Here is an 18,485-nt window from a genome sequence, read left to right on the forward strand (position 1 = left end):
GGAAGGAGAGACCTTTAAAATTAGCTTGCCGATCATAAATGACTGCTAGCCGATCACAAACGCATTACAACCGCTTCCTACCCAACAAATCCACGTTCTTTTACTTCAAAAATAAACTCTAAAGTTCCGCAAACTCCGGATCTGCGACTTTCACCAATTGTTTGCCGAGATTTGATCCTTCGAACAATCCGAAAAATGCCTGAGGTGTATTTTCAAAACCTTCAACGATGGTTTCCTCGTATTTCAGCTTGCCTTCCTGCAGCCATTTGCCTAAATCAGTGGCACCGGTGCGGAATTCGGATGCGTAATCGCCGAGAGTGAAGCCTTTCATCATGGAGCTTGTCGTGATGAATTTCCACTGGATGCGCGGGCCGATATCTGCACCAGGCGTGTTATAGGAAGAAATGGTTCCACATAACACAACGCGTGCTTTATTGTTCAGCTCCCAAATCACTGCATCGGAAACTTCGCCGCCGACATTGTCGAAGTAGACATCGACGCCGTCAGGCAATGCCTGTTTCAAATCTTCTTTAAAACTGTCCGATTTATAATTTACTGCAGCGTCAAAACCGAGTTCGTTGATCAGGTAATCGATTTTTTCCTGTGAACCGGCGATGCCGACAGCGCGTGCGCCTTTCAATTTAGCGATTTGGCCCACAACCGAACCGACTGCCCCAGCTGCGCCTGAGACAACGACTGTTTCGCCAGCTAGCGGCTTGCCGATATCAAGAAGCCCGAAATAGGCAGTCAAACCCGTTAATCCTAAAATACCAAGACGCGTCGTAATCGGGGCAATTGTTGGGTCGACTTTTTGGGCCTTCTCCGCTTTGGCGATATTGTATTCCGCCCATTTCAGCGTGCCGTTGACGATGTCGCCTTTTTGCAGAAGCTCTGAATTCGATTCCACGACTTCAGCAAGGATTCCTCCGGAAATCGCTTCGTTCAATTTATAGGGAGCCACGTATGATTTCACGTCCCGCATACGTCCGCGCATATAAGGATCGACGGAAAGGTAAAGGGTTTTAAGCAAGACTTCGCCTTCGCCGGGTGATCCAATCTCTTTTTCTATAAAAGCAAAATCATCGTTGGATGGCGTGCCTTCAGGGCGATTTGCCAAATGGATTTCTTTATATGTTTTCGGTGTCATGCAAATTCCTCCTCAAAATTCTATTCGGAAAAATCGTACCATTGTAAAAGAATGGAATCAAAAATTACAGCCTGCAAGCTTGAATTCTTGTAGTGGAATGGAGGCTATGCTATTTTGAAATAACGAAGCTCATGAGAAAAGAGGAACTTATATATGAAATCACAATTCAAATCTTTATTCGAAGAAATCACGTTACCGAACGGTGTAGTGTTGAATGACCGTTTGGGCGTTGCACCAATGACCACGTACTCAGGCAATCCGGATGGCACTGTATCGGACGAGGAACTTGCTTATTACCGCCGCCGTTCAAATATCGGCAGCCTGTTCGTTTCGGCGTGTATCGCTGTATCTGAAAACGGCATTGCGTTTCCGAACCAATTTGTCGCTTTCAAGGACGAGGTACTGCCGCGCTTGACGCAAATGGCAACCGAGATGAAAGCGAATGGCAATAAAGCTATTCTTCAAATCCAGCACGGCGGACGCCAGGGACAGCCGGCGCTGATTAAAACCAACGAAACGGTTGCCCCAAGTGCAGTTGAAGGTCCTGCTGGCAGACCGACACCGCGCGCACTGAGAACTGATGAAATTACGGACATCATCCGTGATTTCGGCGAAGCGACGCGCCGTGCGATTAAAGCCGGTTTTGACGGCGTTGAAATCCATGGTGCCAATACGTATCTGATTCAGCAATTCGTTTCGGAAGTAACAAATCGCCGTGAAGACGAATGGGGCGGCAGCCTCGAGAATCGCCTGAAATTCCCGCTGGCTGTATTGGCGGAAGTGAAACGAGTGGCAGCGGAATACGCGGATGAGCAATTCATCATCGGCTATCGTTTGTCTCCGGAAGAATACAGCCCGGAAGGTATCGGTTATACAATCGATGAAACGAAGGTTCTGACTGATAAATTGATTGCTGGGGGAATTCATTATCTGCATGTATCGTTGATGGATTTCCAAAAACTGCCGCATGATGATAAAGCGGAAGGCAGCATCGTCGAAATCCTGTCAAAACAGATTGCTGGACGAGTGGCATTTGTCGTCGTCGGCAGTGTGAAAAAACCGGCAGAAGCAGTCGCGGCTCTTGAAGAAGGAGCGGACATGGTCGTGATGGGACGCCAGGTGCTGGCTGATCCGGAATGGACAGAGAAAGTGAAATCAGGCAGAGAAGACGAAATCAATGAAAACGTTCCAAAGGAAATGATTGGCAAGCTCGATATTCCTGGACCGCTATGGGAACGGATGGTCACTTATAAAATGGTGGAAATCGATGAAGAAGTGGAAGTTTAATCCCGATATCTAACTTACAAAGCTCCCTGACCGTTATTCGGCCAGGGAGCTTTTTGGTTCTCATTAAATAATTTTGCCATTCACTTCAGTCGAAACCTTCGCTTTTGCATCCTGTGATTCATGCAGTTTCACCATGACGAACCGGGCAACTGGCTGGATGACCAGGCTTTCAGCTGCCAGAACGATGACAAAATTGCGCGGCCAGTTGAGCAGCCAGTTGCTGAACAGCTCTGAATGGAAGCCGTTTCCGACAACGTCACCGATAAAAGTCATTGCTGCAGACATGCCGAGTACGGTAAACAGAATACGGAACAGGATCTTCGAGTTGAAGCTGTCTTCCGGTTTCGTGAATTTTGCCGTCAACGCCTCTGCAATTCGGCCGAAAATGGCAGGTTCAATAATCATGACGATGATCCAGATGATCGGCAGCATCTTTAAAATCGTAAAGGCTACTTCACCGTTAAAATCGCCTGCGAAATAAATGGCGCTGTAAGTTGTCATGAAAAAAACCGTCAGTGTGGAAATAATCGTGCCGTATAAAAGTCCTTCTTTGCCGTTGCGCGGCAGTCGTTTTTCTAAATGCATAGTATCTGTTAACCCCTTTTCTGGTGCCTTCTTTTTAAGACTGTTGCTAACTATAGCAAATAAGAAAGGGGATTCGTAAGTGTCCATTGTGTGACAGTATCAGATGAAAAGGCAGAAAGCTTATGCAGCTTTCTGCCTTTAACAATTAATGAAATGAAAAACAATTTCTTATTTCGTATTCGTGAATCCGCCATCGATGCGGATCACGTCGCCATTGATGTACTGTGCTTTTGAAATCAGCAGGAAAGTAACAAGTTCCGCGACTTCATCCGCTGTACCAAGGCGTTTTTGCGGGATGCCGGCTTCCGCATTCTTCTTCATCTCCAGGTTGGCATCGAAATAAGCTTTGACCATCGGCGTTTCAGTTGGTCCCGGTGCAACGGCATTGACACGCAAACCGTCTTTTGCGTACTCGGCAACAAGTGATTTCGTCATGCCGACGATACCGTGTTTGGTCGCTGAATAGGTGACGACTGTATCCTGGCCGATGACGCCGGCACTTGATGCGGTATTGACTATTGAACCGCCGCCGTTTTTCACCATCACTTCCGCGACATAGCGAAGGCCATAAAGTGCGCCGAGCATATTGATGCCGACAATCTGTTCGATTTCTTTTATATCGGTTTCAAGGAAGTACTTACCGCTTCCTGAAATACCGGCATTATTGAAGAAATAATCAATCGAGCCAAAATGTTCCACCGTTTTGTCGACGTAGTTTTTCACTTCTTCCGCTTTCGATACATCGGCTTTGATGAAAAGGGCGTCCGCGCCGAGCTCTTTCACTTTGCTGACGGTTTCATTGCCGCCTTCTTCATTTATATCGACCACTGCAATGTTGACACCATCCTGTGCCAGGCGCAACGCTGTTGATTGTCCGAGTCCACTGCCTGCACCTGTGATAATTGCCACTTTACTCATAATGAAATCTGCCTCCTGTTTTATTTATTGCATACCTTAACTTGTGTATGCTTCCCATAATACGGGTACCCGATTTCGAAAAGGGCTAATCAGAAGGAAGATTCGGACTGTTTATTCAAATTGAAAACCGGGAAGAGTCAGTAAATAAGTGGAAGTTAAATTACTCAAGGAGGAATTTAAGTTATGGCTGAAAATGAACCGACTCACAAAGAAGAATTGAAAATCGTCAACGATTTGATCAAGGATATCGATGTCGCGATGTTTACCACCATTGTCGGTAATAAACCGGTGTCACGTCCGTTGCAGACGCAAGAAGCGGAATTCGACGGTGACCTTTGGTTCCTGACTTTAAAAGATACGGACAAGTACCAGGAGATATTACAGAACCCTTCCGTCAACGTAGCTTATGCAGGTAAATCATATGTATCCATCAGTGGCTCTGCACAATTTATCGATGATCTGGAGCGCAAAAAGGAATATTGGAATCCGGTTTTCGATAAATTGCTGAATACGACCTATGACGACCCGAACGTCATTTTGATCAAAGTCACTGCCGAAACAGCGGAATACTGGGAGTCTGGCAACATGACGAAAACTGTCAAGAATTTCGCCAAAAAGCTGACTGGCAATGAAGATGAAGGCGATAAAAAACAGATGAACGATACAGTGGAATTCAACTGATCGACGTTTGAGAAAACCTGCAGACATTCAGATGTCTGCGGGTTTTTCTGTTTGTATGGGTTTATTAAAATCAGAAACTCGCTTACAGTTATAGAAAGAATCACTTGCAAAGGATGAAACCGATGAAAGTATTTGCTTCCCATGATGAACAGATAACGATATTGCAGAACCGCGGACTGCTGGTGCCGGACAAGGCGGCGGCCCGGCGCATCTTATCGCGCGAGAATTACTATGCGCTGATTGACGGTTACAAGGAACCGTTTCTGGAACGGGATGAGCGATTGAATCCATACGGCCGAGAGCAGTATCAGGCGGGAACGGAGTTTGGACATATTTACGCGCTATATCGTTTCGACCGGGAACTGCGGATGCTGATGCTCAATGAATTGCTGAAGTTCGAAAAGAACATCAAGTCGAAAGTGGCGTATCGCTTTTCGGAGAAGTTTAAAGACATGGACTCTTTCCTGGAACCGGCTAATTACAGCGGGGAAACAGATCGCCACCATGAGCGGGACCGCATCATTTCGACACTTTATAATTTGATCAAGAGCCATAAGAAACGCGACCGTGTGAAATACCCGGCTATCCGCGAATTCTTCGACAAGCACCGAAACGTGCCGTTATGGGTGCTCGTCAATTTCCTGTCGCTAGGGCAAATCACGAATTTCTATTCCGTGATCGATGATGAACTGCGCGAGCGCATTGCGCAGGACTTTGCCGAAGAATTCAGCGAGGAATACGAACCGCTGCACTTGAAGGCGAGTGAATTGGACGCCTTGCTGCGCATCGCGTTTCCGTACCGCAATAAATCCGCGCATGAAGAAGTGCTGTACCGATACAGGCTGACGCATCCGGAAGAACTCATTGACGTCGATGCGATGCTTCGATTGCCGGGGGGAAGCCTCGGCAAAGGGACGGTTTATTCAATGGTAAGCCTTTTGAGGCTGGTGCTAGCGAAAGAAGAATACGAAGTGTTTTCGGCGGAATTGGAACGGCTGATGGCGGAACTGAAAGCGGCGCTGCCGGGTCGCGCTTATGGCGTGGTTATGCGTGATACGGGGTTTCGGGAGAATTGAGCAGCTGATTTAGGGTCAGTGGAGACTATTTAGGATTCTATGAGCGGTTTTTGGGGTTCTATGATCACTTATCGGATTCTATGATCACTCAGCGAGTTCTATGATCACTTAGCGAGTTCTATGATCACTCAGCGAGTTCTATGATCACTTATAAGCATTCTATGATCACTTATAAGCATTCTATGATCATTCGGCACAAATCATCCTAGCAAAATCGCTAAAAAGCAGGCCCGCACATCAGCGGAGCCTGCTTTATTTCTTATCAATCAACTGGCTTCCGGAAACTCTTCCGCTACTTTTTCATCAATTTTCTCGATGATGGTTTCGTTATAGATCAGTTCCTCTTCCAATAAAATCATATATCCCTCATAAGGTGATGAGGAGTTGATCAGCTCATAAGCTTCAAGATAGGCTTCCATATCATAATAGCCGAATTCCATATTCTCATCTTCCATGGCGACCACGTCCGCTTCCCTGACCAACTCCAAAGACACCTCCGGATCGACAAGCAGATAAATTTCCGCAAGCGTCATGAGGTCATCAAGGCGATAGTCGGAATTTCCGTTTTCAAGACGGTCTTGCATGAAAACGATGGCTTCATCAAATTGATCCTGCATCAAGTAAAGATCAGTCTGCATCCAGGTCAGATGGTTTAAATCCTCTTCCGATGCATTTTCCTTCAGTTCGTCTATGATTTTTGCAGCTTCCTCGTATTTCCTTTTTTCCATTGCTTCATAAGCTGCGTCGTATTTCTCCTGCTCCGCTGTACTTTCTTCAATCATGCTATCAAGGAAAGTTTTCTGGAATTCGGCAAGTTCCATGCCGGTCGCTTCTTCAAGCATGGCGTAGAATTCACTCGGCATCTTGGCAGAAAGAAATGTCGGCAATAACTCTTCGCCGTGATCATTGACCAGCGATTCTACGGCTAAAAAGCTTTGGACATATGGATCATAATTGCGTGAATACGTATTATGGAATGAATAGTCGTAGTCCAGTAATTTGAAATCAGTGACCTCCACATCTTCAAGTACATACCAATCGCTTGTTTCACCAGCCAGATAATCAGCAACCCCTTCTTCAAACCATAAAGGCAGGCGTGTCTCGGACAGGCCATATTTCTGTGAATACAAATGGCTCTGGTAATGGCTGTATTCATGAAGGAGAATGATATCCCATGAATAATCGTCCGGAACCAAATGGATTTCCTGGCTGTAATAATCATAATAGCCCATGGCTTCCTCGTAGCCGGACGCTTTGGATAATGTATCAAAATCATCATGGAAGACAATCGTCAAGCCGCCCATTTCTGTATTGCCATAGAAATCGGCGATCCGTGCTTTTTCCTCTTCCAGGAACGCATCGATTTTATCAATCTCATTTTTAGTTGAAGCAGTGAAGGAATAAACCACACCGTTTTTCTCGATGCTGCCAATCGTGCTGGAAGTTGAATTGCTGTTCCAAAGAGACGAAGCCAGCATCTGCGTCTTTTCGGCAGCTGAAAAATTCTTTGTAAGCTCTTTGGCTTCCAAAAAAGAATTGGCGACAGCGAACAGGCCGATCGCCGAACTTAGGTACACAGTCAAAATTAATAGGGCAGCGACTTCCATCCGGCTTTTGAGCCATATTTTTTCAAGCTGCCCACTTTCAAGTCCATAAAGGCTGAATGCGAGTCCAGCTACACAAAGCACCAGCAGCATGAACGATATAAGAATGCCTGAAACAAGTCCCTGGCTGAATATGAGCCAATAGCTCCCGATGCTGAATCCAAGAAATAAAACAGACAAAATTACTACTTTCCGCAATACTTTCATATTTCCCTCCACTATCCATCTGATTTGATTGAAGTCGTATTCTGCCGATTGAAAAAAGAGGAGTGTTTCGCTGGATTCAGCTTTGACTTGTATTTTTCGCCTCGGGTATCACCTTTCAAGTTGTTTTTAACGATAAACTACTTAGAAGTTTTCTATATATTAACATTTAAAAGTCCTGGAATATATCTAATTTTCATGTGAAGATAGTCCTTATTTGAAAAATGATTAAGTTAAAAGTGAAATGGAATTCATTTACAAAGAAATTGACTCTGTCGATCAACCGCTGTGATAAAGTTAAGGGAATAAGATACTATCGGTAAAAATTTATAAAACTGAGAAATGGAGGAGAAGCAATGGCAGATTTGAAGATACTGGCTGAGCAGCTTGCGCGACTATATGCAGAAAATCCGAAAGTGGATGGAGTGCTGCTTGGCGGATCCGTTTCACGGGGATGGCAGGATCGTTATTCGGATATTGAATTACTGGTTTTCTGGAATGAACCGCCAGCAGATGAAGAAAGAAAAACACCCATAAACAAATCCAAAGGGACCGTCCTTGATTTTCATCCTTATGAAGATGAAGAATGGTCCGAAACTTATATTACAGAAGGGGTAAAGCTCGAAATCAGCAATTTCCTGACTGCAACCATCCAGCGGTCTATCACTGACACAGTCGAGCTTTTTGATACCAATCCTGAAACGCAATGCATTGCGGCTGCAATCCAATATGGATCACCGCTCACAGGTGAATCGTTGATCAATGGAATGAAGCGCAGGGGCCATGATTATCCGGATGGTCTGAGAAGAGCAGTGATTAGAGCAAACGTCAACTTTGGCAGTCGCTGGAGCAATAGGGAAGCTTTGCTTTACCGGAAAGACTTGCTGATGCTCCATAGGGTAATGGCTGATGCAGAAACAAAAATCATGTCGATTTTATTCGCGTTGAATCGTCAATACATTGTGCACCCAGGTTTTAAATGGCAGCGGAATTCACTGGAGGGAATGGCCATTAAACCGGAAAACATAGAAGGCCGTATGGAATCCGTTTTTCTTGGAAATCCGCAGGACGCGATAAAAATATTGGAAGAAATCATTCGCGAAGTTTTCATCCTTATCGGGAAGGAAATCCCTGACATGGATTTATCTGAGGCAATAATACAGACAGGGCGGGTGAGGCCGCGAAACGATAGTCGATGAAGTAAAAAGATTTGAGGAGGAAAATGGAATGGGCCTATTAAATGGCAAGCTTGCCATCGTGACAGGTGCCAGTCGCCTGAACGGCATCGGAGCTGCAATCTGCAAGGAACTGGCGGAGAACGGCTGCAATATCTTTTTCACTTATTGGACAGCGTATGATAATAGCATGCCCTGGAAAATTGAATCGGACGAACCGGCCAGGTTGAAAGAGGAATTGGAGAGTTTCGGCGTGAAAGTGGCGTCTTTGGAAGTGGATCTGTCACAAACGGCAGAACTGGAATCATTGCTTAAACAGGTGGAAAGCGAGAGCGGTCAAGCTGATATATTGGTGAACAACGCTGCCTATTCTACGGGTACCGGCTATTCCACTTTGACCATCGAAGAACTGGATCGGCATTACCGGGTGAATGTGCGTGCCACGACTATGCTGAGCATCGGTTTTGCCAAGCGCTTTACAAAAAAATCCGGCGGACGGATTATCAACCTCACGTCAGGGCAGTCCAAAGGCCCGATGCCGGGAGAACTGGCTTACGCCACGACTAAAGGAGCGGTGGATGCTTTGACAATCACTTTGTCAGCGGAAGTTGCAACGCTTGGAATCACCGTCAATGCGGTGAATCCCGGTCCGACCGACAGCGGATGGATGACACCAGAAATACAAGATGCACTGCAGCCGCGGTTCCCATTCGGACGTCCAGGTGAACAGAAGGACGCGGCGAAATTAGTGAAATTCCTGGCAAGTGACGATGCCGCATGGATTACGGGTCAGATCATCCATTCGGAAGGCGGGTTTGTGCGGTAGTCGGGAACTCATTCAGAAATGGGTGGGCATTGGATATAATAAGAAGCAAATGGCTTGTTTGAAAACGGAGGAAGTTCCATGGGAAATTTTCAATTGATTTTTGATTATAGTTCGAATGCGAAATACAGGAATAGTTTTAACGAGCTTTCGAAACAGGTATTCGGGCTTGATTTCAGCAAATGGATCGAAGCAGGGTGTTGGAATGAGGATTACATTTGTTATTCCTATATTGACGGTGATCGGGTTGTCGCCAATGTATCCGTTAATAAGATGAGTCTCATTCTCAAAGGCAAAAATGTACAAGCGGTTCAATTGGGAACCGTGATGACTCATCCTGATTACCGGAAGCAGGGGTTGGCTGCTGAGCTGATGGAAATCGTCATTGCGAAATATGAAAAAGAATGCGATTTTATCTATCTTTTTGCAAATGATTCCGTATTGGAATTTTATCCGAAGTTTGGCTTTAATGCAGTAGAGGAGAGTCGCTTTGCAATGAAGCGGACTGCTTGGGAGTCAGCAGGAGATTATACTCTCCGAAAACTCGACGTAGAGAAAGATTTTGCCTTGTTAAAGGATTTTGCAGAGAAAAGAGTACCTGTCTCTACAGTATTAGGGATAAGAAACAATTCACACCTGCTGTGTTTCCACTTCCTGCTGGCATTTCCGGACTATCTTTATTATGTGGAGGAGATGAATCTGATTGTGATTTTTGAAGAAACGGATGGTCAGCACCATGTCTATGACATAATCTCGAAAAGCGCAGTTGATGTAGATACCGTTCTCCAAAAGATTGTTTCGGAAGGGACGGAAAATATTCATCTTCATTTTACGCCCGAGTTTCAGAATGATGAAATTTATACTAATGAAAAAAGCACTGCAAGCGACAGATTGTTTATTCGGCAGGCATTGTTCGATTTTCCACGATATTTTGCATTCCCGATGACGTCTCATTCATAAAACGAAAAAGGAAAGCGCCGATATAACAGGTGCTTTCCTTCTTCAATAAAATTCATAACGGAAATTTAATGTCTAGGGTCTCACGCAATTCAGCGAAATCGCTCAGCAGCTCATTATGGTGGCTGATAATCTGCTCAGCGCTCATCGTGTCTGAATCCCATGTGCCGTGGGCATCTTTCGCGAGCGTCACATTGAATCCGTGTTTGCTGGCGCTTTGAGTAGTTGCGTCTATGCAATACTCAGTCTGGTTGCCGGCAATGACGAGATTCTGTATCCCCAGGTTTTTCAACTGCTCCAGCAATGCTGTTTCGTTGAATGAGTCCGGCGATTTTTTCTGGATGATTGCGTCTCCTGTTTCCGGCTGGATCGCCTTATGAATTTGCCAGAAATCTGTGCCTTCCACAAGACCTGCATCGTTATGCTGCACATAAATAACGGGCACGTCTGCTGAACGCGCTTTTTGGATCAGCGTTTGCAAATTCTCCAGCAATTTATCACTTTCATGGACGGGGTTGGCAGGTTCAAACATTTCGTTTTGGGCATCGATGATCAGCAAGGCCGTATTCGGCATAGGACCGTCTCCTCTTCATATACTGTTTTTGTTTTATTCGACAGCCGCGTTTCAATACCTTCTTGAACAATGACAATAAAAAAGAGGTTTGTTTTTCTGTTACCTTGTGATAGGATTTGGTTAACAACTAAATTTTGCACTGGGGGAGCCGCTTTTTGGGCTGAGACAAGCATTGCTTGGACCCTTTGAACCTGATCTGGATTATGCCGGCGGAGGGAAGTGGCAACTGCATACTTATTGTGATGCAACCACTCTGCACTGCTGTCCATTTCTATGGAAGCTGTGTATTTTTTTGTGCAAAAAAGGGGGAGAAGCGATGGGAGAAACATGGGGATTTATCGATTCAGGCCATAACAGCCCAGCGTTCAATATGGCTTTGGATGAGTTGATGCTGGAATGGCTAAGCAAAGGGGAAATCGGTCCCACCATCCGATTTTACGGCTGGTCACCTGCGGGCATTTCAATCGGCCGTTTTCAGGATGCCGATAAAAAAATCGACTTTCAGCAGGCATCAGCCTACGGAGCGAAAATCGTCCGCAGGCAGACGGGCGGACGCGCTGTGCTGCATGATCAGGAATTGACATACAGTGTAGTGGTTCCGGAAACTCATCCGGCCATGCCGCGTTCTGTAAAGGAAGCTTATCTAGTCATTTCAAAAGGTTTATTGGAAGGCTTCAGGGAACTTGGAATCGACGCAGAATTTGCGATACCGGAAACATCGATTGAAAAGACGGAGTCGGCGGTCTGCTTCGATAAATCTTCCTGGTACGAACTGCTGGTTGATGGCAAAAAAGCAGCAGGCAGTGCCCAAATGAGAAGAAAAGGCATGATATTACAGCATGGTTCGATTCCGATTGAAATTGACAGCGTGAAGTTATTCGATTTATTCAGTTATCCTTCACCTGGAATAAAACAGCGCGCAAGGGATGCTTTCAAAGATAAGGCCATATCCATCAACGCGGCGACTGGTCAATCGTTTGATTTTGACAGAGTGAAGGGTGCTTTCAAAAAGGGATTCGAACAAGGGCTCGGCATTAAATTGGAACCGCTTATGCTGTCGGAGGCGAGGTTGCTGGAAATCAGCCAATTAGCGGAAACGAAGTATAAAAATCTTGATTGGAGTCACTCAACTGAAAAATAGGAGGAGTTTAAATGTCAAAACAAGAAGAATATATACGGAAACCGGATTGGCTGAAGGTGAAAATCAACACGAACGAATCGTTTACCGGGCTCAAGAAATTGATGCGGGAGAAAAAGCTGAACACGGTGTGTGAAGAAGCGAGATGCCCGAATATCCACGAGTGCTGGAGTGAACGCAAAACCGCTACCTTCATGATTCTTGGAGATACCTGCACGAGAGGATGCCGGTTCTGTGCAGTCAAAACAGGTTTGCCGAATGAACTTGATCTGGGCGAACCGGAACGCGTAGCGGAATCTGTAGAAATTATGGGCTTGAAGCATGTCGTGGTGACAGCAGTTGCCCGGGATGACCTGAATGACGGGGGCGCAGCTGTTTTTGCGGAGACGGTACGGGCCATCCGAAGAAGGATGCCGGCAACGACAGTGGAAATTCTGCCTTCTGATATGAAAGGCGATTACGAAAGTCTCCACACGTTGATGGACAGTGCGCCGGATATTTTCAACCATAATATTGAAACCGTCAGACGCCTGACGAAGCGGGTGCGTGCCCGGGCGATGTATGACCGGTCTCTGCAATTGCTGGAGCGGGTTAAAGAAATTGCGCCGAACACACCGACGAAATCGAGCATCATGGTCGGGCTTGGTGAAACGAAGGAAGAAATCATTGAAACGATGGATGATCTGCGTGCGCACAATGTTGATATCATGGCGATCGGCCAGTATCTGCAGCCGACCAAGAAACATTTGAATGTGGAACGCTATTACCATCCGGATGAATTCGCGGAGCTGAAAGAAATTGCTTTGTCGAAAGGCTTCAGCCATTGCGAAGCAGGGCCGATGGTACGTTCATCCTATCATGCGGACGAACAGGTCAATGCGACCTCGGCACAGCGCCGCATCAATTACATGAAAGGCTACGAGTCGCAAGGCAAGAAGCTGGAAGTGGAATCTTTTTAAGTTATAATGTGACAAGCCATCGCATATGCGGTGGCTTTTTTCTCTGGTTTTGTGCTTAGCACAAATAAAATCTGAGCTGCGCAAATAAATTCCACTCAGCGCAAACAAATCCGATTCTCCGCAAACAAACCCACCCTGTTTCGTAAAAACAGGAGAGAATAGCCTCTAGTCGTCCATAAAAGAAGAAAAAATTCAACACCTATAGTAAAGGTCACCATATTCGGTGACCTTTACTATTTTCCGCTTAATTTTACCGTTAAACCGTTAAGTCGTTTTCGGATTTTATCCGTATGGCGTCCTGCAATAGTTTCTGGAGCACTGCAGCAAAGACTGCGACGACCAGCGAGGCGAAAATGATGAACAAGCCCATAACGATTGCCGGCGCGTCATCTGCCATAGTCAGCATATAAAGGAAAGGCATCTCAAGCAGATAGACAATGATGATGGCAATTGCACAACGCTTGATGTTTTGGATTGCCTTTACCGAAAGGGTGGAAAATGCCTGATTGCGATCAATATACCCAAGGAGTTTCAGAGATTGATACAGCGCAATGAAGAATGGAATCATTCCGATATACATGCCGATCAACAGCGGATATTGCAGGTTTTCAAGTTCCGGCAGAGCCCAGTACGGCGAATTGGGATCGAATCTGGACAAGCCGTAGATGCACACTGCGAGCACGGGAAGACCGATGAGAAAGACAGCGGCTTTTAAGACAGCGGTTGAACTTCGTTTCATCATAAGCACCTCATTAAATAATATTGTTAATGAGATAATACACCATTATTTATTGAATATCAATAAATAATTATCTTAATTTAATGTTTAATTATTGTTCAGCTAGTCATATACTTATAGGTATTTTTGCAGCCCCTTATAAATATCCACGATTTCATCCTGTTTAATCCGCACGAGCCCACTCGACGATGGCGCAACAAATTCAGCGATTCCCGGGATGATCGGCTCGACCTGTTCTCCCCATGGGACCACTCGCTTTTTGCTGTATTGCTGGTATACACCTTTACCGACAAAGCAGACGGCTGCCGGCTGATAACGCTGAATCTTTTTCTTCAGTTTTTCTGCCCCGATCCGATATTCCTCCTTAGAAATCTCGGCTGCTTCTTTGGTCGGGCGGGCTACGATATTCGTCAAGCCGAGGCCGAGCTCCAGCAGCTTGCTGTTTTCATCAGGACGGAACTTCCGAGGCGTCACTCCTGCCTGATGGAGGATCTTCCAGAAACGGTTATTTGGATTCGCGTAATGATATCCAGTTTCGGACGAGCGGATACTGGGATTGAAGCCGACAAATAATATCTTCAAACCGGGTTGTATGTAATCGGGAATCGGTTCTAAATGCAATACGAACTCCTCCTTTAGTTGTTTGGGCGTGTATTTATCATACCCGATTTGAACAAAGCAATAGTATATGAACAAGTAGACAAGCTCGAAGAAGAGAAAATGGACGAATACAAAAATTGATCAAAGAAAGCCAGCCACCCGGAGAAATCCAGGAGGCTGGCTTTTACTTATTATTACTTTTCTGTTTCCGGATCTACTGATATCTGCCACTCAATGCCGAAGCGGTCGATTAAATTGCCGTAAAGAGGACTCCAGAATGTCTCCTGCAAATCCATGCTGACCATGCCGCCTTCTGCGAGCTTTCCAAAAATGATGCTTGCTTCTTCCTGGTCATCGAGCGTCAAAGTAAGCGATACATTATTTCCTTTTCGATAAGATATCCCCATACCGGGCGGCACATCCGAGATCATCAGATAATCACCGTTCTTCAAAACAATTTGGGCATTCATGACCATATCTTTCGCTTCTTCCGGTATGCCCTCCATGTCGTCGCCATTTGCATCGCCGTAAGTCATCAGCCCAATCAAATCACCATTTAGAACGTCAGTATAGAAGTGGGCAGCTTCCTGACCTTGTCCATCAAAATTCAAATAAGGAAATATTTTTGTAATCATGATTGACCTTCTTCCTTGTTTTTTTGCAGGTCATTCAAATATTCTGCCAGTCTGTCATAAGTTTCCGACATTCCTTCAACTGCCTGCATATCGATGATTTTCTGCAACTCTTCTTCAGATTCGAAGCGTGTGCGGGAAGTTAGTTTTGTTTGATTGCTTTCTTCAGAAAAATCCAATTGAACCAGCATTTTCGGCATGCCGGACAGCTCATTGCCGTATTGATCGGCAAATGCATCTTCATAAACCAGCCGCTCAGTGGGAACCACCTCCTGATAGGTCGCTTTGCCCCAGGATTCCTGTCCGTCTTCTGAAGAGCGCATGCAATAATGCCAAATACCATTCGGTTCGACAGCCATTTCGTAGCTATGAGTTTCCCACCCGGTTGGTCCCCACCAGCGATTAATGCGGTCGGGGCTGACATGTGCCTCGTATACAAGCTCTTTCGGTGCTTCAAAAATACGTTCCATAATCAGTTCGCGTCCTTCTGTGCGGGTTCGGGTACCTTTCGTAGACATTGGAAAATCCTCCTTCTGCCTTAGATGACCGATCGCTTTCGGCAGCCTCCTTTCTTAAGGATTGACCGGTTTGTCACTTACAGTATAGCTATTATTCATTGAAAATAAAACGAAAATTCAGTTCTTTTTCAACTCGCATTATTAATTACAGATTATCGATTTTTACCGGTTCAATGTCATCGGCGGGCTCGAATCCAAATATTTGACTGTAGAAATAGAACTCTCCGTCGATGGAGCGTTTAATGTTCTCCGCTTTTCGGAAACCATGCCCTTCACCTTCGAATTCCAGATAAGCGACCGGCAGCCCTTTTTCGCGGAGCGCCTCAACCATCGGCACTGCCTGGTTCGGCGGAACCACTTTATCATCAAGCCCTTGAAAGAAAATAACGGGACAGGACAGGCGGTTGGTGAAATTGATCGGTGATCGTTCGTAATAAACGTGCTTTTCTTCTGGATAAGGGGCGATGAGTCCATGAAGATAATGGGACTCGAATTTATGCGTTTCGAGAACAAAACTTTCCAGTTCGCTCAAGCCGAAATGGCTTGCGCCTGCATGATAAATATCCGTAAAGACAAGAGAGGCGAGCGTCGTATAACCGCCAGCCGATCCGCCGGCAATGGCGATGCGGCTGCTGTCGACTTCACCGCTGTCGATGAGGTAACGGACTGCGTTTGCGCAATCCTCAACATCAACGATGCCCCACTGGCCCCTCAGGCGTTCCCGGTATTCACGCCCATAACCAGTGGAACCGCCGTAATTCACATCGACCACTGCAAATCCGCGGCTTGTCCAATACTGCTTTACCAGATTGAGCGCTGAAGAAGTGGCGCCAACCGGTCCACCGTGCGCATGTACGAGCAACGGCGGTTTTTCACCTCTAGGAGCGGCAAAGTCAGGATTGTTCGGCGCATAGTAGAGTGCATGCGCTGTTTTATGGTTCGCTGTAGGGAACTCGATCGCTTCCGGCAGCGATAAATAATCACTATCGAGCGATGTTTCTGAGGAGACTCTCACGTCTTCAATTTTCTTTGAATCCGCATCCATTAGGGCAATCCGCGGAAATTCCGTCGGCGACGCTGTGATGAAGGCAACACGGTTTCCATTGGATTGAAGAGATGAAAATGAAGTGAAGCGATTTGTTATGGGATTCAGCCGTCCATTCCAGACATCCACGCTTGCAAGCTGCCTCATGCCATGCTGTGAATAGGAAGCGATGATGGTGTTTTCATCGATAAAGCAATAATCCGATTTCCCCAGCACTGAACTATGCGATCCGAATTCTGCTTTGACTGGACAGACTTCTTCTTTTCGGCTGCCGTAACAGCGCATCAAATTCCACCAATTGGTGTGGTCGGAGAGGAAATAGAGTGTGCCTTCAGGCGACCATAAGGGTTGGACAATCGAGACACCGGAACCGCCGGTTAATTTCCGGTTATTGAATAGCGTGCCATCTTCATTGATATCAGCCACCCATAATTCCGATTCATCCCACGGCATATGCGGATGATTCCAAGTCACATAAGCCAAATGCTTGGCATCAGGACTGACCCGTGGATTCGAGTAGAAATCATTACCTGAAACAACAATCTTTTCAGCACTGCCGTCAGCATTCATCACGACGATGGTTGTTTCAGGCGTGAGCGAGGATTCAGTATGGTCTTCGCGAATCCAGTAAAGGCGCTGATTCAGGCGATCGATTCCTGCATCAGCATAGCGGTTATTTGAGTCGGCAGTAATCGGTTTCGGGTGGTTTTCACCGGCTTTCATGTATAAAAGGTTATCTTCAAAATTAGAAAAATAGAGGCGTTCCCCAAAGACTGTGAAAGGCGCGCCGCCATATTCATGAACTCGGGTCCGGACATTAAAGGGAGCGGGTGTCTGTTCGGACGGAGCATTATCCAATGTCATTTTCATAACCCGACTGCGGCCGCCTTCGGAAGGAAGACGCTCCAGCCAATAAAGATCATCCCCTTCGTACACGACTCCTTCAAAAGCTACTGTGTCCTTCAATATCAATTCACTGGTAATCGGCGACTTCCAGTTGCCGTATGGCATTATTTTTCTCTCCATCAGAAAACGCCTCCTATTCAACTTGAGTATATTTAGTTTAACAGGAGAAGAGTTGGAATTGTTGGATAATTTAGGGGCTGGAAAAGACTTTTATATTAAATCGAAAAAGTTTGTGAAATAAATGGGAATTAATATGAGTAAAAGCATACACTCTGTATCTTGTTTAGTATAATAGACTCATTAAATATTTTATGAATAATAACAGGGAGATGAAGGGAATGGATTTTTCTTCAATTTTGTTTGAAAGTATGATGGATGGTTTCTTGCCGATTTTAACAACTTACATATTGCCGATTGGTCTCTGGATGCTTGTCCCTGCCATGATATTAAGGCTGATTTTCAAAAGTCAATTGTCTTTCCAGGTTGGTGCATTAATCGGCCTGGCTCTCTGCTTCTTTATCGGCCCATTTTCTACATGAAACAAAAAAGCATGCTCCCAAGTCGTTACAGGAAGCATGCTTAAAAATTTGCTCTTAATACCTTTTGCTGTATTTTCTCTGGAAATCTTCTTCAGAAGAAAGAAGATAGATGATGCCTTCGATAACACCAATCACCGCAGGTATTCCTGTCCAAAAGAAAAGAAGGTAGATTAGCCCGGTGCCCGGTTTGCCCAAGTAAAATTTATGGGCGCCGAAGTCTCCCAGGAAAATGGCGAGCAAGGCAGCAGCTAATTTATTTTTCATGCCGATCATCCTTTCTGCATATATGAATGTTTTCCCGAATTATTGAAAGTTAATCTGCACAACAATGAAATTTCCGCTTTTTATTTATTCACACCATCCAGGAGGAAACAATGC

At 45.5% G+C, this 18,485-nt stretch carries 20 protein-coding genes and 1 riboswitch; of the genes, 9 read left to right on the forward strand and 11 right to left on the reverse strand.

Annotated elements, in window-relative coordinates; all coding sequences use genetic code 11:
• Positions 1-118: 118 nt before the first annotated feature.
• Positions 119-1,147 carry an NADP-dependent oxidoreductase gene (locus tag DP120_RS10285; RefSeq protein WP_112223584.1) on the reverse strand — a complete coding sequence of 343 codons (1,029 nt, stop codon included), beginning with the start codon at positions 1,145-1,147 and terminating at the stop codon, positions 119-121.
• Between the two features lie 153 nt (positions 1,148-1,300).
• On the opposite strand from DP120_RS10285, the gene DP120_RS10290 reads away from it, so the two are divergent.
• Positions 1,301-2,434, forward strand: coding sequence for an NADH-dependent flavin oxidoreductase (locus DP120_RS10290; RefSeq protein ID WP_112223585.1), 1,134 nt, complete (start codon positions 1,301-1,303; stop codon positions 2,432-2,434).
• A 63-nt stretch (positions 2,435-2,497) separates the two neighbouring features.
• Here the strand turns inward: DP120_RS10290 and DP120_RS10295 are convergent, their stop codons facing one another.
• Both DP120_RS10295 and DP120_RS10300 read right to left on the reverse strand, forming a co-directional pair.
• A complete protein-coding gene (locus DP120_RS10295) occupies positions 2,498-3,019 on the reverse strand; it encodes a DUF2798 domain-containing protein (RefSeq protein WP_112223586.1) in 522 nt (173 codons plus the stop codon).
• A 168-nt stretch (positions 3,020-3,187) separates the two neighbouring features.
• Positions 3,188-3,937 carry an SDR family NAD(P)-dependent oxidoreductase gene (locus tag DP120_RS10300; protein ID WP_112223587.1) on the reverse strand — a complete coding sequence of 250 codons (750 nt, stop codon included), beginning with the start codon at positions 3,935-3,937 and terminating at the stop codon, positions 3,188-3,190.
• Between the two features lie 183 nt (positions 3,938-4,120).
• Between DP120_RS10300 and DP120_RS10305 the strand changes: the two genes are divergently transcribed.
• Both DP120_RS10305 and DP120_RS10310 read left to right on the forward strand, forming a co-directional pair.
• Positions 4,121-4,618 (forward strand): pyridoxamine 5'-phosphate oxidase family protein, encoded by a 498-nt coding sequence (locus tag DP120_RS10305; protein ID WP_112223588.1) that lies wholly within the window; start codon positions 4,121-4,123, stop codon positions 4,616-4,618.
• 113 nt (positions 4,619-4,731) lie between these two features.
• Positions 4,732-5,694 (forward strand): Abi family protein, encoded by a 963-nt coding sequence (locus tag DP120_RS10310; protein WP_240612004.1) that lies wholly within the window; start codon positions 4,732-4,734, stop codon positions 5,692-5,694.
• Between the two features lie 266 nt (positions 5,695-5,960).
• On the opposite strand, the gene DP120_RS10315 is transcribed toward DP120_RS10310, so the two are convergent.
• Positions 5,961-7,505, reverse strand: coding sequence for a collagenase (locus DP120_RS10315; protein WP_112223590.1), 1,545 nt, complete (start codon positions 7,503-7,505; stop codon positions 5,961-5,963).
• Positions 7,506-7,858: 353 nt separating this feature from the next.
• Between DP120_RS10315 and DP120_RS10320 the strand changes: the two genes are divergently transcribed.
• From DP120_RS10320 to DP120_RS10330, 3 genes are all read left to right on the forward strand, one after another.
• Positions 7,859-8,701, forward strand: a complete 843-nt coding sequence (locus DP120_RS10320; protein ID WP_112223591.1) for a DUF4037 domain-containing protein — start codon at positions 7,859-7,861, stop codon at positions 8,699-8,701.
• 28 nt (positions 8,702-8,729) lie between these two features.
• On the forward strand, positions 8,730-9,503 hold the full coding sequence (locus DP120_RS10325; protein ID WP_112223592.1) for an SDR family oxidoreductase: 774 nt from the start codon (positions 8,730-8,732) through the stop codon (positions 9,501-9,503).
• A 78-nt stretch (positions 9,504-9,581) separates the two neighbouring features.
• Entirely contained in the window at positions 9,582-10,460 is an 879-nt protein-coding gene (locus DP120_RS10330; protein WP_112223593.1) for a GNAT family N-acetyltransferase, read from the forward strand.
• 52 nt (positions 10,461-10,512) lie between these two features.
• On the opposite strand, the gene DP120_RS10335 is transcribed toward DP120_RS10330, so the two are convergent.
• Positions 10,513-11,031 (reverse strand): cysteine hydrolase family protein, encoded by a 519-nt coding sequence (locus tag DP120_RS10335; protein WP_112223594.1) that lies wholly within the window; start codon positions 11,029-11,031, stop codon positions 10,513-10,515.
• A gap of 131 nt (positions 11,032-11,162) precedes the next feature.
• Positions 11,163-11,266: riboswitch (TPP riboswitch) on the forward strand.
• A gap of 81 nt (positions 11,267-11,347) precedes the next feature.
• Here DP120_RS10335 and DP120_RS10340 point away from each other — a divergent pair.
• A complete protein-coding gene (locus tag DP120_RS10340) occupies positions 11,348-12,172 on the forward strand; it encodes a lipoate--protein ligase family protein (protein ID WP_112223595.1) in 825 nt (274 codons plus the stop codon).
• Positions 12,173-12,183: 11 nt separating this feature from the next.
• Entirely contained in the window at positions 12,184-13,128 is a 945-nt protein-coding gene (gene lipA / locus DP120_RS10345) for a lipoyl synthase (RefSeq protein WP_112223596.1), read from the forward strand.
• A gap of 256 nt (positions 13,129-13,384) precedes the next feature.
• Here the strand turns inward: lipA and DP120_RS10350 are convergent, their stop codons facing one another.
• From DP120_RS10350 to DP120_RS10370, 5 genes are all read right to left on the reverse strand, one after another.
• Positions 13,385-13,867 (reverse strand): DUF2975 domain-containing protein, encoded by a 483-nt coding sequence (locus DP120_RS10350; protein WP_112223597.1) that lies wholly within the window; start codon positions 13,865-13,867, stop codon positions 13,385-13,387.
• A 114-nt stretch (positions 13,868-13,981) separates the two neighbouring features.
• Complete coding sequence (gene mug, locus DP120_RS10355; RefSeq protein ID WP_112223598.1) at positions 13,982-14,488, reverse strand: G/U mismatch-specific DNA glycosylase; 507 nt, start codon at positions 14,486-14,488, stop codon at positions 13,982-13,984.
• 173 nt (positions 14,489-14,661) lie between these two features.
• On the reverse strand, positions 14,662-15,102 hold the full coding sequence (locus DP120_RS10360) for a VOC family protein (protein WP_112223599.1): 441 nt from the start codon (positions 15,100-15,102) through the stop codon (positions 14,662-14,664).
• Positions 15,099-15,617, reverse strand: a complete 519-nt coding sequence (locus DP120_RS10365; RefSeq protein ID WP_112223600.1) for an SRPBCC family protein — start codon at positions 15,615-15,617, stop codon at positions 15,099-15,101. The genes DP120_RS10360 and DP120_RS10365 overlap by 4 nt, the downstream gene beginning before the upstream one ends.
• Before the next feature lie 145 nt (positions 15,618-15,762).
• Entirely contained in the window at positions 15,763-17,688 is a 1,926-nt protein-coding gene (locus DP120_RS10370; protein ID WP_112223601.1) for a S9 family peptidase, read from the reverse strand.
• 248 nt (positions 17,689-17,936) lie between these two features.
• Between DP120_RS10370 and DP120_RS10375 the strand changes: the two genes are divergently transcribed.
• Entirely contained in the window at positions 17,937-18,107 is a 171-nt protein-coding gene (locus DP120_RS10375; protein ID WP_165843775.1) for a hypothetical protein, read from the forward strand.
• Between the two features lie 54 nt (positions 18,108-18,161).
• Here DP120_RS10375 and DP120_RS10380 read toward each other — a convergent pair whose 3' ends face one another.
• The gene (locus DP120_RS10380; protein ID WP_084242712.1) at positions 18,162-18,371 is read right to left on the reverse strand and encodes a TM2 domain-containing protein; all 210 of its coding nucleotides are present in this window, start codon (positions 18,369-18,371) and stop codon (positions 18,162-18,164) included.
• Positions 18,372-18,485 lie beyond the last annotated feature (114 nt).

The sequence above is a fragment of the Planococcus halotolerans genome (assembly GCF_003289955.1).
Lineage (GTDB): Bacteria > Bacillota > Bacilli > Bacillales_A > Planococcaceae > Planococcus > Planococcus halotolerans.

What these genes read in the sequence shown, in the direction of transcription:
- DP120_RS10375 (WP_165843775.1), top strand. Translation starts at nt 17,937, where the DNA reads ATGATGGATGGTTTCTTGCCGATTTTAACAACTTACATATTGCCGATT.
- DP120_RS10320 (WP_112223591.1), top strand. Translation starts at nt 7,859, where the DNA reads ATGGCAGATTTGAAGATACTGGCTGAGCAGCTTGCGCGACTATATGCA.
- DP120_RS10285 (WP_112223584.1), bottom strand. Translation starts at nt 1,147, where the DNA reads ATGACACCGAAAACATATAAAGAAATCCATTTGGCAAATCGCCCTGAA.
- DP120_RS10325 (WP_112223592.1), top strand. Translation starts at nt 8,730, where the DNA reads ATGGGCCTATTAAATGGCAAGCTTGCCATCGTGACAGGTGCCAGTCGC.
- DP120_RS10330 (WP_112223593.1), top strand. Translation starts at nt 9,582, where the DNA reads ATGGGAAATTTTCAATTGATTTTTGATTATAGTTCGAATGCGAAATAC.
- DP120_RS10315 (WP_112223590.1), bottom strand. Translation starts at nt 7,505, where the DNA reads ATGAAAGTATTGCGGAAAGTAGTAATTTTGTCTGTTTTATTTCTTGGA.
- lipA (WP_112223596.1), top strand. Translation starts at nt 12,184, where the DNA reads ATGTCAAAACAAGAAGAATATATACGGAAACCGGATTGGCTGAAGGTG.
- DP120_RS10370 (WP_112223601.1), bottom strand. Translation starts at nt 17,688, where the DNA reads ATGGAGAGAAAAATAATGCCATACGGCAACTGGAAGTCGCCGATTACC.
- DP120_RS10335 (WP_112223594.1), bottom strand. Translation starts at nt 11,031, where the DNA reads ATGCCGAATACGGCCTTGCTGATCATCGATGCCCAAAACGAAATGTTT.
- DP120_RS10290 (WP_112223585.1), top strand. Translation starts at nt 1,301, where the DNA reads ATGAAATCACAATTCAAATCTTTATTCGAAGAAATCACGTTACCGAAC.
- DP120_RS10300 (WP_112223587.1), bottom strand. Translation starts at nt 3,937, where the DNA reads ATGAGTAAAGTGGCAATTATCACAGGTGCAGGCAGTGGACTCGGACAA.
- DP120_RS10340 (WP_112223595.1), top strand. Translation starts at nt 11,348, where the DNA reads ATGGGAGAAACATGGGGATTTATCGATTCAGGCCATAACAGCCCAGCG.
- DP120_RS10360 (WP_112223599.1), bottom strand. Translation starts at nt 15,102, where the DNA reads ATGATTACAAAAATATTTCCTTATTTGAATTTTGATGGACAAGGTCAG.
- DP120_RS10295 (WP_112223586.1), bottom strand. Translation starts at nt 3,019, where the DNA reads ATGCATTTAGAAAAACGACTGCCGCGCAACGGCAAAGAAGGACTTTTA.
- DP120_RS10350 (WP_112223597.1), bottom strand. Translation starts at nt 13,867, where the DNA reads ATGAAACGAAGTTCAACCGCTGTCTTAAAAGCCGCTGTCTTTCTCATC.
- DP120_RS10310 (WP_240612004.1), top strand. Translation starts at nt 4,732, where the DNA reads ATGAAACCGATGAAAGTATTTGCTTCCCATGATGAACAGATAACGATA.
- DP120_RS10365 (WP_112223600.1), bottom strand. Translation starts at nt 15,617, where the DNA reads ATGTCTACGAAAGGTACCCGAACCCGCACAGAAGGACGCGAACTGATT.
- DP120_RS10380 (WP_084242712.1), bottom strand. Translation starts at nt 18,371, where the DNA reads ATGAAAAATAAATTAGCTGCTGCCTTGCTCGCCATTTTCCTGGGAGAC.
- DP120_RS10305 (WP_112223588.1), top strand. Translation starts at nt 4,121, where the DNA reads ATGGCTGAAAATGAACCGACTCACAAAGAAGAATTGAAAATCGTCAAC.